This window comes from Janthinobacterium sp. JC611 (assembly GCF_018682595.1).
Lineage (GTDB): Bacteria > Pseudomonadota > Gammaproteobacteria > Burkholderiales > Burkholderiaceae_D > Janthinobacterium.
The window spans coordinates 553,016-566,433 of record NZ_JAFLJN010000021.1; the positions used below are offsets into that span (position 1 = coordinate 553,016).

Sequence of the window (13,418 nt, forward strand, 5' to 3'; positions counted from 1 at the left end):
TAAAAAAAGGCCGCGCATGGCGGCCGGGTTGGAAAATGCGGGTCAGCCCGCCGCATGCTGGTGCGACAGGAACAGCGCGTCGAGCTGGTCCAGCAGCTGGTGCTCGAACGGCTCGATGGCGATGGCGTGGCGCGCCTGCCAGGCGAGGATTTCCGTGCTGGCGATGGGATTGACGGCCATGCCGTTCTGGCGCTTGCGGTTCAACTGCGCGAACCATTCCCACACGTGGGCCAGCTCGAACGGCATGGGCGGCGTCGCCTCTTCGGGCGGCGCGCGGTACAGCGGATGGCGCCGGGCCGCGTCGATATGCTCGCCCTTGGCATGGCCGTCGGCCGCCCGCGCGCCGCGCTCGAACTGGTGCCCGGCGTAGCGCAGCAGGCTGGCCGTCAGAGTTTCAAAAAATTCGACTCGTTTTCCAGCGCCGTGGTGACCTTTTCCTGCCAGGTCGGATATTTTTCAAAGGCCGCTTCCAGCAGCGCGGCATCGAGCGGCACGGGCGCGCCATTGCTGGTGAAACCGTACCAGCCCGTGACCACGGCCAGGGCCAGGCGCTTCTGGTTGCCGTCGATGGCTTGCACCAGCAGTTCCGCGCCTTCGTCGGTGGAGGCGTCGATGGCCGTCTTGCGGCGCGCCGATTTTTTATAACCCTCGGCGCGCACGGCGTTGTTGGCCAGGCGGTATTGTTCGCTGTTCTTGCCGACGATGGTCAGGCCGGCCACCGCTTCGCCATCCGCGTCGAAGATGACGGGCACGTCGAAGGTGACGGGAGTGGCAGCCGCGTGGATATTGCCGATGTCGAAACCTGCCTGGATTTTTTGTGCGTTGTTCATGTGTGCTGCTTTCTGGAGGAAGTAGAAAAATATAAAAAAAGGCCGCCATCGCGGCGGCCCCGGTGCAGGCGCTAGTCGCTTACAGCGCGCTGTCCTGGATGCTCAGGGTGGTCGCTTCATGCTGCGCGTCGGTGCCCTTGTAGCGCAGGACGTCGAAGGCGCAGGTGACGATCTTGTTTTTCTCGCCGTCGTCGATCTTGGCCGAGGTGATCTTGATGCGGCCCATGGCCAGCGCCAGCACGTCGGCCATCGGCGCCGTGCCCGACGCCATGGCGTAGGCCAGCGGGATTTCCGTCTCGGACTTGAAGTAGTCGAGGTAGGTGGCGTCCTGCAGCAGCACCGTGAACTGGCCCGAGCCCATCACCTTGCCGCGCGAGGCGGCCGTGGCGTATTTCGAGCCGATCACCGGATCGACCTTGACCTGGCCATCGAGCGAGACGGACATACCGGTGCAGATCTGCGACGGGATGCCGTTCACGGACAGCATGGCCGTGGCGCCCGAGAACTTGCCGGAACCCGGCGCGGCCAGCGGCGTGGGGAAGTACGGCACGGCCGTGGTCGGGCCTTCCGCCTTGCCCATCAGGGTGAAATCGAGGCTGGTGATGCCATTCGGCTGCACGGCGATGTCCATCTTGCTGACCAGCTGGTCGACGAAGCTGCGGTGCACGCCGATCTTCGGGTCCTGCACTTCGGCCGTGAACCAGTCGGTGGTGTGGCCCGTCAACGGGGTGAAGCTGCGCTTGCCCACGGCCGCCACGCCGACCGAGTCGCCGGCCGCCTTGACGATCATCGCCGAACCATCCATGAACTGGCCATTCAGGTTGGTGGCAGTCACCGACGTGACGAAGAAGTTCTTCGCGTTGTTGGCGGCGGCCGGCGCCGTCATGCCCGTGATGCGCACCACGCTGCCGGCGCGGAAACCCTCCGCCAGCCAGGAACCGGCGCTGCGCGTCAGGCCCGTGGCGGCAGCGGCGATGGTGGTTTGCGCGGCAGCCACGCCGCCGGCCGTGAAATCGCGGCGCAGCAGCGCGGCCATCAGCGGTGCATACGTGCCGCACGCCGCTTCGGCCTTGATGGCGCCCGTGGTGCGGAAGTTGCCCAGGCGGGTATCGCCCTGCTGCTGGCTGGCGTCGATTTCGGCGCTCGCGTATTTGTCCGCTTCCGTGTCGAAAGTGGCAGTCACGCGGGGATAAATCTGGCCGCCGCCGGCGGCGGCCTTGCTGCCTTCGGCGCTTTGTTTGCTGATAACGATCAAGCTGTCGATACCGTTTGCTGTCGATGCCATAGTTGTAAAACCTTTCGTGGGATGAAAACCGCCGGAGCGGCCTTGTGGGAAAAACTGAAAAATGGGCGATGAAACGAAAAAGCCCGCACACGGTGAGGTGGCGGGCTGGCGTCCGGATGGCGCGGGGCCATGCCGGACGGAAGTTGGGCGAAGGGGCCATGAAGGCCGTTCGCTGCGCTGAATTCCCCTATCGGTGTCGCGCCGAAAGCGCGTCTATTACGAGTGGAGAAGCATGTGGTGTACTGCGGTGTGACGGGTGTTGCCGGTGTTGCGGTTGCTGCGTGATCGAGACTCTATTGTAGGGGTGTTTTTTTCAGCGCCAGGCATATTGCAAAAAATTTGTCAGTGACCGAGGCGGCGCATTGCGCGGGCGCCGTGCGACTGGAAGATGGCTTCCAGTTCGCTGACCATGTCCTTGATGCGTTCGAGCTCGAAGCCGCCGGAGCAGCTGATGGCCGCTTCTCCGCCGCCGTGGCACGCCTGGCAGACGACGGGCGCGCCGGCCTGCATGGCGGCGACGACGCCCGTGCCGTGGCAGACCTTGCATTTGCTGTCGAGCCAATGCGCGAGCGACGCCTCGGCCACGCGGCGGTACAAGGTATTGGCCGCCTGCGCATCCCAGGCCGTGTGCGCCTTGACCCAGCGGCGCGCGCGGCCCTTCCGCGTCACGGCCGCCGTCCAGGCGCGCAGCAATTGGGCCAGGTTGCCCGCATTGCCCTCGAACAGGCGGCTGATGGTGCCGTCCGCGTATTTGACGCGGCACAGCAAGGCGCCCATGTCGCCGGCCAGCGCGGCGGCCGCGATCACGTCCAGGTCGTGGTGGACGGCATCGTCGCGCAGGTTCCGCGACGACAGCGATGCGATGAATTTTTCTGCAAATCCCATGATTTCTCCTCGTTGATACTAATCTTGATTTTCTTGCGCTGGTCCGAACAGCGCCGCCACCAGCGGATCGCGGCTGGCCGTGCCGCGTGCCCAGCTGGCCGTGCGCCTCACCTGCGGAGGCAGTTCGGCCCAGCCATCGACATCGTCATCCTGCTCGCCCAGCGCGTACAGGGCGGGCCGCTGGCGCCCCGGTTCCGTGCAATGGCGCTGCGCCAGATGGATCTGTCCCATGCCGCACATGTGGCGCAGATAGCGGCTCATGGTGCCCGCATCGAGTCCCAGCAAGGCGGACAACTGCGCCGCGCTGGCCTGGCCCTGCTCGCGGATGTACTGCGCGATGCGGGCGATATGCAGCTGCGACTTCTTGCTGCGTCCCTGTAACTGGCGCCCCTGCCGTGGCGCCGCCCTGCTTTCAACCAACTGACTGCTGTTCAACATCTGCCTGACCTCCCGTGGTGTCGCCCACCGGCAAACGCTGTAGTGCGTTTGCGACAGGCAACGATTGGACTTTATCAATCGCTAATGTTAAAGTCAAGCATTTGGTAATTTATCAAACGGTAAATTTCAGGTTTAATGTGGAGATGAATATGTATCAATACAGACGCGACCGCCTGCTGGCCCTGATCCGCGAGCACTACGACAACACGCGCAAGAAGATTTCCGACGTCAGCGGCTGGAGCGAGGCGCGCATCTCGCAAATCCTCTCGCCCACCTACCGCGAAGGACGCGCCTTCAGCGAAAAGATCGCGCGCAAGCTGGAAGCGGACCTGCAGCTCGACAGCATGTACTTCGACCAGGGCGCGGCGCCCGACCAGGCGACGCTGGCCGCGCGTGCCTTGGGCGCGCCGGGCGAAGTACGGCCGGTGGTGGTGGTCGATGGCGAGGACGAGCGCTTTTACCCGATCCGCAAGGTGAAACTGCGCCTGTCGGCCGGCATCACGGGCTTTGCCATCGAACCGGAGACGCACGACGGCAGCACCATCAGCGTGCCGCGCAGCTGGGTCGAGCGCAATGGCTACCACCCCGAACGGCTCGTGGCGATCAAGGTCAAGGGCGAGAGCATGGAGCCGGCCCTGTTCGAGGACGACGTGGTGATCATCAATACGGCCGACAACCGGCCGGCCGACGGCGTGGTGTTTGCCGTCAATTACGAAGGCGAACCGGTGGTCAAGCGCATGGCGCGCGATATCGGCGAATGGTGGCTGACGTCGGACAACCCCGACCAGCGCAAATACCACCGCAAGCTGTGCCGCGGCAATGAATGCCTGATCGTGGGCAGGGTCGTACGCAAGGAAAGCGACCGGATTTGAGAACGGGGTTTATCGATTGATAAACCCCATTCCCATCATGGCGCTGACGCCAGCGCCGCCTGGATCTGCTGCAGCGCTGCCGGATCATCCATCGACGTCAGGTCGCCCGGGCTGCGCCCTTCGCAGATGGCCTGGATCGAACGGCGCAGCAGCTTGCCCGACCGCGTCTTCGGCAACTGCGCCACGAACAGCACGCGCGCAGGCCGCGCCACGGCGCCCAGCTGGCGGTCGACGACGGCCATCACTTCGCGCTCCAGCAGCGCCTTCGCCTCGACGCTGTCGACACCCTGCGGATTCTTCAGGATCACGAAAGCCATCGCCACCTGGCCTTTGAGCTTGTCTTCCACGCCCACCACGGCCACTTCCGACACGTTCGGATGGCTGGTGATGCTTTCCTCGATTTCGCGCGTGCCCAGGCGGTGGCCGGCCACGTTGATCACGTCATCGGTGCGTCCCAGGATGAAGTAATAGCCGTCCGCATCGCGCACGCCCCAGTCGAACGTGGAATACACTTGCCGGCCGCCGAAGGTGGACCAGTAGGTGTCGACGAAGCGCTCGTCATCGCCGTACACCGTCTGCATGCAGCCGGGCGGCAGCGGGCCTTCCAGCACCAGCACGCCCTTCTCGTTGGCGCCGCACTCCTCGCCAGTCGCCTCGTTGAGCAGCTTGACCTGGTAGCCGTACATGGCCATGCCCGGGCTGCCCAGGCGCGTCGGCGTGTCGGCCACGCCCTTGGCCACCGACAGGATCGGCCAGCCCGTCTCCGTCTGCCAGTAGTTGTCGATGATGTCGACCTTCAGTTCGTCGGCTATCCATTGCGAGGTGGTCTCATCGAGCGGCTCGCCCGCCAGGTACAGCGCCTTCAGGGAAGACAGATCGTACTTGCGCATCAGTTCCACCGGATGCTTGCGCAGCACGCGGATGGCCGTCGGCGCCGAGAACATGCGCGTGACCTTGTATTTCTCGACGATGCTCCACCAGATGCCCGCGTCGGGACAGATGGGCAAACCCTCGTACAGGATGGTGGCCATGCCGGCGATCAGCGGGCCATACACGATGTAGGAATGGCCCACCACCCAGCCGATGTCCGAGGTGGCAAAGAAGGTTTCGCCGGGCTTGCCGCAGAAGTTGTACCGCATCGACGACGCCAGCGCCACCGCATAGCCGCCCACGTCGCGCTGCACGCCCTTCGGCTTGCCCGTCGTGCCCGAGGTGTACAGCACGTACGACGGCTCGTTCGATTCGAGCCAGGTGACGGGCACCCGCGCGTCCAGGTGCTGCTCGCGCAGGGTCGCGTAATCGACGTCGCGCTCCGGCGTCAGTGCCATCGGCACCAGATGGCGGTCGACCAGCAGCACCTGCCGCGGCTTGTGCGCGGCCATGCGGATGGCCTCGTCGAGCAGCGGCTTGTAGGCGATCGCCTTGCCATTGCGCGAACCGGCATCGGCGGAAAACACCAGCTTGGGCTGCGCATCGTCGATACGGCTGGCCAGGCTGTTGGCGGCAAAGCCGCCGAACACCACGGAATGCACGGCGCCGATGCGCGCACAGGCAAGCATGGCGAACGCCGCCTCGGCGATCATCGGCATGTAGATCAATACGCGGTCGCCCTTGGCCACGCCCAGTGACTGCAGCATGGCGGCGCAGCGTTCCACTTCGCGCTGCAGTTCGCGAAAGCTGTAGCTGCGCTCGGTGTTCGTTTCGGTGGAAATGGCGATCAGGGCTGGCGCATCGCCCTGGCTATCGACCCAGCGGTCGACGGCGTTGTGGCACAAATTGGTGGTGCCGCCGACGAACCATCTGGCGAATGGCGGCCGGGAATAATCGAGCACTTGCGAAAACGGGGCATGCCAGGCTATCTTGTCCGCTTCCTCGCGCCAGAAAGCGTCAGGCGTGTCGATCGAGCGTTGATAAAATGCTGCGAAATTCATGTCTCCTCCGGTGTGCGTATTCTTCCTAAAATGCGTCGCCGGGCACGCGCACGCACCCTTCCATCAGCACGCGCGCGCTACGGCTCATGATCGCCTTGGTGACGCTCCAGTCGCCATCGACCTGCTGCGCTTGCGCCCCCACCGTCAGGGTGCCGGAAGGGTGGCCGAAGCGCACGGCGTTGCGGGGACCGCCGCCCGCCGCTAGGTTGACCAGGGTGCCGGGAATGGCCGCCGCCGTGCCGATGGCGACAGCGGCCGTGCCCATCATGGCGTGGTGCAGCTTGCCCATCGACAGGGCGCGCACCAGCAGGTCGATATCGCCGGCTGACACATTTTTCCCGCTGGACGAGACATAGCTGGCCGGCTTGGCGACGAACGCCACTTTCGGCGTGTGCTGGCGCTTGGCTGCCTCGTCCAGGTGGGAAATCAAACCCATGCGCAGGGCGCCATGCGCGCGGATGGTCTCGAAACGGGCCAGCGCGGCCGGATCGCCATTGATGGCGTCCTGCAGTTCCGTGCCCGTGTAGCCGATGGCGTCCGCATCGACAAAAATCGTCGGGATGCCGGCATTGATCATCGTGGCTTTCAGCGCGCCGATGCCGGGCACGTCGAGGTCGTCGACCAGATTCCCGGTCGGGAACATGGCGCCACCGCCACCCTCCTCCTCGGCGGCCGGATCGAGGAATTCCAGTTTCACTTCGGCGGCCGGGAAGGTCACGCCATCGAGTTCGAAGTCGCCCGTTTCCTGCACTTCGCCCTGCGTCATGGGCACGTGGGCGATGATGGTCTTGCCGATATTGGCTTGCCAGATGCGCACCGTGGCGATGCCGTTTGCAGGCACGCGCGCGGGGTCCACCAGGCCGCTGGCGATGGCGAACGAGCCGACGGCGGCCGACAGGTTGCCGCAATTGCCGCTCCAGTCGACGAATGGCTTGTCGATGGAGACCTGGCCGAACAGATAGTCGACGTCATGCTCAGGCTTGCTGCTTTTCGCCAGGATCACCGTCTTGCTGGTGCTGGAGGTGGCGCCGCCCATGCCGTCGATCTGCTTGCCGTACGGGTCGGGGCTGCCGATCACGCGCAACAGCAAGGCGTCGCGCGCCGCGCCCGGCACTTGCGCGCTGGCGGGCAAATCCTGCAGGCGGAAGAACACGCCCTTGCTGGTGCCGCCGCGCATGTAGGTGGCGGGGATCTTGATTTGGGGGGTGTGGGTCATTAAAGTTCCTGCGTTGAATTGCTGATTAAACCCAGAGGCAAAGAGCTGGGGTCAGACCCGGCGGGTCTGACCCCTGATTTACGTTGCATCAATCGTGTACTACGCGGCTTTCGACGACTCCAGGAAATCCTGGGCGAATCGCTGCAGCACGCCGCCGGCCTCATAGATCGACACCTCTTCCGCCGTGTCGAGGCGGCAGGTCACGGGCACTTGCACCGTTTCGCCGCTCTTGCGGTGGATGACGAGGGTCAGGGTGGAGCGCGGCGTGCGCTCGCCCACGACGTCGTAGGTTTCGCTGCCATCGAGGGCCAGGGTCTTGCGGTTCACGCCCGGCAAGAACTCCAGCGGCAGCACGCCCATGCCCACCAGGTTGGTGCGGTGGATGCGCTCGAAGCCTTCGGCCACGATGGCTTCCACACCGGCCAGGCGCACGCCCTTGGCGGCCCAGTCGCGCGAGGAACCCTGGCCATAGTCGGCGCCGGCGATGATGATCAATGGCTGCTTGCGCTCCATGTACACCTCGATGGCTTCCCACATGCGCGAGATCGTGCCTTCCGGTTCGATGCGCGTGAGCGAACCCGCTTTCACCTTGCCGTCCTCGATGACCATCTCGTTTTTCAGGGTCGGGTTGGCGAACGTGGCGCGCTGCGCCGTCAAATGGTCGCCCCGGTGCGTGGCGTAGGAATTGAAGTCTTCCTCGGGCAAACCCATCTTCGCCAGGTATTCGCCGGCCGCGCTATCGAGCATGATGGCGTTCGATGGCGACAGGTGGTCGGTGGTGATGTTGTCGCCCAAAACGGCCAGCGGACGCATGCCTTTCAAGGGGCGCGCGCCAGCCAGCGCGCCTTCCCAGTATGGCGGGCGGCGGATGTAAGTCGTCTGCGGGCGCCAGTCGTACAGGGGGCTGACCTTGATGCCGTCGTCCGCCTGCGCGGCGAACATGGGGATGTACACCTTGCGGTACTGCTCCGGCTTGACGCTGGAAGCGACGATGGCGTCGATTTCCTCGTCGGACGGCCAGATATCCTTCAATAAAATCGGCTTGCCGTCCGGAGTGATGCCCAGTACGTCCTTCTCGATGTCGAAGCGGATGGTGCCGGCGATCGCATACGCCACCACCAGCGGCGGCGAGGCGAGGAAAGCCTGTTTCGCGTACGGGTGGATGCGGCCGTCGAAGTTGCGGTTGCCCGACAGGACGGCCGTGGCGTACAGGTCGCGCGACACCACTTCATCCTGGATCACGGGGTCGAGCGCGCCCGACATGCCGTTGCACGAGGTGCAGGCGAATGCCACCACGCCGAAGCCCAATTGTTCCAGCTCCGGCATCAGGCCCGCTTCCTGCAGATACAGTTCCACGGTTTTCGAGCCGGGCGCCAGCGACGATTTCACCCACGGTTTGCGCGTGAGGCCCAGGCGGTTCGCATTGCGCGCGATCAGGCCGGCGGCGATCATGTTGCGCGGATTGTTCGTGTTGGTGCAGCTGGTGATGGCCGCGATGATGACGGCGCCGTCCGGCATCTTGCCCGGCTCGTTTTCCACCACGCCGGAAATGCCGCGCGCAGCCAGTTCCGACGTCGGCACGCGGTTGTGCGGATTCGACGGCCCGGCGATATTGCGCACCACGGACGACAGGTCGAAGCTCAGCACGCGCTCGTACTCGGCGTCTTTCAGGCTGTCGGCCCACAAGCCCGTCTCTTTCGCGTACAGCTCCACCAGTTTCACCAGCTCGTCGTCGCGGCCCGTCAGTTTCAGATACTTGATGGTTTGTTCGTCGATGTAGAACATGGCCGCCGTGGCGCCGAATTCCGGCGCCATGTTGGAAATCGTGGCGCGGTCGCCCAGGGTCAGGTGCGAAGCACCCTCGCCGAAGAATTCCAGGTAGGACGAGACGACCTTCTGCTTGCGCAAAAATTCCGTCAGCGCCAGCACCGTGTCGGTGGCCGTGATGCCCGGCTGCGGTTTGCCCGTCAGCTTGACGCCGATGATGTCGGGCAGGCGCATCCACGAGGCGCGGCCCAGCATCACGCTTTCCGCTTCCAGGCCGCCCACGCCGATGGCGATCACGCCCAGCGCATCGACCATCGGCGTATGCGAATCCGTGCCCACCAGGGTGTCGGGATAGGCCACGCCATCCTGCACCTGGATCACGGGCGACATGCGCTCGAGATTAATCTGGTGCAGGATGCCGTTGCCCGGCGGGATCACGTCGACGTTCTTGAAGGCTTTTTTCGTCCAGTCGATGAAGTCGAAACGGTCTTCATTGCGGCGGTCTTCGATGGCGCGGTTCTTGGCAAAGGCGTCGGGATCGAAACCGCCGCATTCGACGGCCAGCGAATGGTCCACCACCAGTTGCGTGGGCACGACGGGGTTGACCAGGGCCGGGTCGCCGCCCTGGGCCGCGATGGCGTCGCGCAAGCCGGCCAGGTCGACCAGGGCCGTCTGGCCCAGGATGTCATGGCAGACGACGCGCGCGGGGAACCATGGAAAATCGAGGTCGCGGCGGCGTTCGATGAACTGGCTCAGCGATGCGTTCAGGGTGGCCGGGTCGCAGCGGCGCACGAGGTTTTCCGCCAGCACGCGCGAGGTGTAGGGCAAGGTGGCGTAGGCGCCCGGGGCGATCGCATCGACGGCGGCGCGCGCGTCGAAATAATCGAGCCCTGTTCCGGGCAAGGATTTGCGGTGCAGCGTATTCATAGTCGTAAGCATTATTTGCGGTCCTTGATCGGCACGAATTCCAGGTCTTCCGGGCCCACGTAATTGGCGCTCGGGCGGATGATCTTGTTGTCGATGCGCTGCTCGATGATGTGGGCGGCCCAGCCCGACGTGCGCGAGATGACGAACAGTGGCGTAAACATCGCCGTCGGCACGCCCATCATGTGGTACGACACGGCCGAGAACCAGTCCAGGTTCGGGAACATGTTCTTGATTTCCCACATGACCAATTCCAGGCGCTCGGCGATGTCGAACATTTTCGTGGAACCGGCTTCCTGCGACAGCGAGCGCGCCACTTCCTTGATGACTTTATTGCGCGGGTCCGAGATCGTGTAGACGGGGTGGCCGAAGCCGATCACCACTTCCTTGTTGGCCACGCGCTCGCGGATGTCCGCTTCCGCTTCGTCGGCGTTGTCGTAGCGTTTCTGGATGTCCAGCGCCACTTCATTCGCGCCGCCGTGTTTCGGTCCGCGCAGCGCGCCGATGGCGCCCGTGATGGCCGAGTGGATGTCCGAACCCGTGCCGGCGATAACGCGGCTGGTGAAGGTCGAGGCGTTGAATTCGTGTTCCGCGTACAGGATCAGCGAGGTGTGCATGGCTTTTTCCCACGACGCCGACGGTTTTTCGCCGTGCAGCAGGTGCAGGAAGTGGCCGCCGATCGAGTCGTCGTCCGTTTCCACTTCGATGCGCTTGCCGTTATGGCTGTAGTGGTACCAGTACAGCAGCATGGAGCCGAACGATGCCATCAGGCGGTCGGCGATGTCGCGCGCGCCCGGCGCGTTATGGTCGTCCTTTTCCGGCAGGGTGCAGCCCAGCACGGACACGCCCGTGCGCATCACGTCCATCGGGTGGGCGGCGGCAGGCAGCGCTTCCAGCGCCAGTTTCACCGCCGACGGCAGGCCGCGCAAGGACTTCAATTTGGCCTTGTAGCCTTTCAATTCGGCGGACGTCGGCAGCTTGCCGTGCACCAGCAGGTAGGCGATTTCCTCGAACTCGCAGCTGTCGGCCACGTCCAGGATGTCATAGCCGCGGTAGTGCAAATCGTTGCCGGTCTTGCCGACCGAGCACAGCGCCGTGTTGCCGGCGGTGACGCCGGACAGGGCGACGGATTTTTTAGGCTTGAAAGTGGCGGCTTGCGGTGCGTTCATTGATTTCTCCAAAAATTGACTAGTCTCGGTTGCGTCACTGCGGGGCCGGCATGCGGCCCCTGCTTCTTTACTTTTCTTATTTCTTTTGCGCGGCGAACAGCGCGTCGAGCTTTTGCTCGAAGTCGTGGTAATTGATCGATTCATACAGCTCCATGCGCGTCTGCATGGTGTCGACGACGTTCTTTTGCGTGCCATCGCGGCGCAGCGCGCGGTAGACGTTGTCGGCCGCCTTGTTCATGGCGCGGAAAGCCGACAGCGGGTACAGGGCCAGGCCCACGTGGGCGCTGCGCAGTTCGTCCAGGGTGAACAGCGGCGTGGCACCGAATTCCGTGATGTTGGCCAGAATCGGCACGTTGACGGCCTTGGCGAACGTGGCGTACATCTCCAGGTCGGTGATGGCTTCCGGGAAGATCATGTCGGCACCGGCTTCCACGCAGGCGACGGCGCGCTCCAGTGCCGCTTCCAGGCCATCGACGGCCAGCGCATCGGTACGCGCCATGATGACGAAGTTCGGGTCCGTGCGCGCGTCGACGGCCGCCTTGATGCGGTCGACCATTTCTTCCTTGCTCACGATTTCCTTGCCCGGACGGTGGCCGCAGCGCTTGGCGCCCACCTGGTCTTCGATGTGCAGGCCGGCAGCGCCGAACTTGATCATCGATTTCACCGTGCGCGCCACGTTGAAGGCGGAGGAACCGAAGCCCGTGTCGGCATCGACCAGCAGCGGCAGGTCGCACACGTCGGTGATGCGGCGGATGTCGGTCAGCACGTCGTCCAGGCTGGAAATGCCCAGGTCGGGCAAGCCCAGCGAGCCGGCCGCGACGCCGCCGCCGGACAGGTAGATGGCCTTGTAGCCGGCGCGCTTGGCCAGCAAAGCGTGGTTGGCGTTGATGGCGCCGACGACTTGCAGCGGGGATTCTTCCTGGACGGCCTTGCGGAACGCGGCACCTGCGGAGTATTGAGTCATGTGTTCACCTTATGGGTTTCGGATGGTCGCGAATGTTTCACGGAGTGGCTATGAACATGGGTATTGCAAATGCCGTGCCAGGCCGGCGCGGCGCGGCGGAAAACCCGTGGCGGCAGAGTGAAAACAGGGGATAAAGGGCCAGCCAGCGCCGCTCCAGGACTGTTCCGCCAGGGAACAGCGAAGTCACGTTTAACCCGCACAATGTTTCATTTTTGTTTCAATATTTCATTTTGAAACATCGTATTGAAACATGCAACACAGCTGGCGGGCAAGGAGGCAGGCAGGCCGACGTGCTGCCGGTCGCGCGCAAAAAAACAGCCGGCGGATGCCGGCTGCGGGAACACAATGAATGAAGGAATAAAGAACTACGCCAGCCGCACCAGCGGGTTGGCGATGATGTTGTCGATCTGGCGCACGGCTTCCTCGCAGGCGGCGGCAATGGCGCCGTCCTCGTCATCGCGCACGAATTGCATGGTCGAGCCTTCGAACACTTCCAGTCCTTCCGCGGTGGCGCGTTCGATGTCGCAACTGGCCGACCATTTGCCGTCGGTGGTGGGCACGGCCAAGGGAACGATTTCCCAGCCTTTATAGTGAATTTTTGAACTGCTATCCATGGGGTGCCTCCTTCGTGACTGACTCAATAGTGGAAATCGTAGCATGAAGCGCCGCAGGCGGCGACGAGTTTCACGCGCCGCGTCGCAATCAGGCTAAACGATTTACGCTGGCTCAAGGACGCAGCAGATTATCCACTTCCGTCCTGGCCACTTCCAGGCCGGCCGTGCAAGCCGTCTCGGGCGCAGCATAACCACCCAGGGTGCGGCTGCGCGTGATCGCCCGCGCCTCGGACTCACCGTCGCGCTGCAGGCGGTAGGTAAAATCCCAAAGATCGTCGTTATCTTTTTGCGGGGTCACGGAAATCGTAAAACCACGGTACTGTTCGCTTCGTGCAGTGATATCGTTCATGAATTCCTCCTTGGAAAAATGAGGTTACCATGCTGCAAGCGGCAGGGTGCGCACGACTGTGACGGGCGCTTATCTGTTTTTTGCATGTCAAATGTCAATTTGCAACATTTTTTCAGCGAACTCTGGCGCTATAATGCCTTTCCCAGTCCCGTCCATCCCTTGCCCGTTCCTTGC

13 protein-coding genes are annotated in these 13,418 nt (G+C 63.7%); 1 reads left to right on the forward strand and 12 read right to left on the reverse strand.

The window, feature by feature from the left end:
• Positions 1-42: 42 nt before the first annotated feature.
• The 5 genes from J0O65_RS28365 to J0O65_RS16925 form a co-directional block, all read right to left on the reverse strand.
• On the reverse strand, positions 43-453 hold the full coding sequence (locus J0O65_RS28365; RefSeq protein WP_502793574.1) for a phage tail assembly chaperone: 411 nt from the start codon (positions 451-453) through the stop codon (positions 43-45).
• A complete protein-coding gene (locus J0O65_RS16910; RefSeq protein ID WP_070289666.1) occupies positions 387-830 on the reverse strand; it encodes a hypothetical protein in 444 nt (147 codons plus the stop codon). The genes J0O65_RS28365 and J0O65_RS16910 overlap by 67 nt, the downstream gene beginning before the upstream one ends.
• A gap of 79 nt (positions 831-909) precedes the next feature.
• On the reverse strand, positions 910-2,115 hold the full coding sequence (locus tag J0O65_RS16915; RefSeq protein WP_215408439.1) for a phage tail tube protein: 1,206 nt from the start codon (positions 2,113-2,115) through the stop codon (positions 910-912).
• A 342-nt stretch (positions 2,116-2,457) separates the two neighbouring features.
• Complete coding sequence (locus tag J0O65_RS16920; protein ID WP_215408440.1) at positions 2,458-3,000, reverse strand: DnaJ-like cysteine-rich domain-containing protein; 543 nt, start codon at positions 2,998-3,000, stop codon at positions 2,458-2,460.
• Between the two features lie 18 nt (positions 3,001-3,018).
• Positions 3,019-3,438 (reverse strand): FeoC-like transcriptional regulator, encoded by a 420-nt coding sequence (locus tag J0O65_RS16925; protein WP_215408441.1) that lies wholly within the window; start codon positions 3,436-3,438, stop codon positions 3,019-3,021.
• 149 nt (positions 3,439-3,587) lie between these two features.
• Between J0O65_RS16925 and J0O65_RS16930 the strand changes: the two genes are divergently transcribed.
• A complete protein-coding gene (locus J0O65_RS16930; RefSeq protein ID WP_215408442.1) occupies positions 3,588-4,310 on the forward strand; it encodes a S24 family peptidase in 723 nt (240 codons plus the stop codon).
• Between the two features lie 35 nt (positions 4,311-4,345).
• Here the strand turns inward: J0O65_RS16930 and J0O65_RS16935 are convergent, their stop codons facing one another.
• The 7 genes from J0O65_RS16935 to J0O65_RS16965 form a co-directional block, all read right to left on the reverse strand.
• Positions 4,346-6,241, reverse strand: coding sequence for a propionate--CoA ligase (locus tag J0O65_RS16935; protein ID WP_215408443.1), 1,896 nt, complete (start codon positions 6,239-6,241; stop codon positions 4,346-4,348).
• A 25-nt stretch (positions 6,242-6,266) separates the two neighbouring features.
• Entirely contained in the window at positions 6,267-7,457 is a 1,191-nt protein-coding gene (prpF, locus tag J0O65_RS16940; protein ID WP_215408444.1) for a 2-methylaconitate cis-trans isomerase PrpF, read from the reverse strand.
• 99 nt (positions 7,458-7,556) lie between these two features.
• Positions 7,557-10,151: a Fe/S-dependent 2-methylisocitrate dehydratase AcnD gene (gene acnD / locus J0O65_RS16945; protein WP_215408571.1), complete on the reverse strand. Its 2,595-nt coding sequence runs from the start codon at positions 10,149-10,151 to the stop codon at positions 7,557-7,559.
• An 11-nt stretch (positions 10,152-10,162) separates the two neighbouring features.
• Positions 10,163-11,317, reverse strand: a complete 1,155-nt coding sequence (prpC, locus tag J0O65_RS16950; protein WP_215408445.1) for a bifunctional 2-methylcitrate synthase/citrate synthase — start codon at positions 11,315-11,317, stop codon at positions 10,163-10,165.
• A 76-nt stretch (positions 11,318-11,393) separates the two neighbouring features.
• Positions 11,394-12,281 carry a methylisocitrate lyase gene (gene prpB / locus J0O65_RS16955; protein ID WP_215408446.1) on the reverse strand — a complete coding sequence of 296 codons (888 nt, stop codon included), beginning with the start codon at positions 12,279-12,281 and terminating at the stop codon, positions 11,394-11,396.
• 365 nt (positions 12,282-12,646) lie between these two features.
• Complete coding sequence (locus J0O65_RS16960) at positions 12,647-12,895, reverse strand: hypothetical protein (RefSeq protein WP_100873472.1); 249 nt, start codon at positions 12,893-12,895, stop codon at positions 12,647-12,649.
• Between the two features lie 112 nt (positions 12,896-13,007).
• Positions 13,008-13,244 (reverse strand): hypothetical protein, encoded by a 237-nt coding sequence (locus J0O65_RS16965; RefSeq protein ID WP_215408447.1) that lies wholly within the window; start codon positions 13,242-13,244, stop codon positions 13,008-13,010.
• Positions 13,245-13,418 lie beyond the last annotated feature (174 nt).

Coding starts and splice junctions, on each gene's coding strand:
- J0O65_RS16920 (WP_215408440.1), bottom strand. CDS start 3,000: ATGGGATTTGCAGAAAAATTCATCGCATCGCTGTCGTCGCGGAACCTG.
- prpF (WP_215408444.1), bottom strand. CDS start 7,457: ATGACCCACACCCCCCAAATCAAGATCCCCGCCACCTACATGCGCGGC.
- J0O65_RS16930 (WP_215408442.1), top strand. CDS start 3,588: ATGTATCAATACAGACGCGACCGCCTGCTGGCCCTGATCCGCGAGCAC.
- prpC (WP_215408445.1), bottom strand. CDS start 11,317: ATGAACGCACCGCAAGCCGCCACTTTCAAGCCTAAAAAATCCGTCGCC.
- J0O65_RS16960 (WP_100873472.1), bottom strand. CDS start 12,895: ATGGATAGCAGTTCAAAAATTCACTATAAAGGCTGGGAAATCGTTCCC.
- J0O65_RS16925 (WP_215408441.1), bottom strand. CDS start 3,438: ATGTTGAACAGCAGTCAGTTGGTTGAAAGCAGGGCGGCGCCACGGCAG.
- J0O65_RS16935 (WP_215408443.1), bottom strand. CDS start 6,241: ATGAATTTCGCAGCATTTTATCAACGCTCGATCGACACGCCTGACGCT.
- acnD (WP_215408571.1), bottom strand. CDS start 10,151: ATGAATACGCTGCACCGCAAATCCTTGCCCGGAACAGGGCTCGATTAT.
- J0O65_RS16915 (WP_215408439.1), bottom strand. CDS start 2,115: ATGGCATCGACAGCAAACGGTATCGACAGCTTGATCGTTATCAGCAAA.
- J0O65_RS16965 (WP_215408447.1), bottom strand. CDS start 13,244: ATGAACGATATCACTGCACGAAGCGAACAGTACCGTGGTTTTACGATT.
- J0O65_RS16910 (WP_070289666.1), bottom strand. CDS start 830: ATGAACAACGCACAAAAAATCCAGGCAGGTTTCGACATCGGCAATATC.
- prpB (WP_215408446.1), bottom strand. CDS start 12,281: ATGACTCAATACTCCGCAGGTGCCGCGTTCCGCAAGGCCGTCCAGGAA.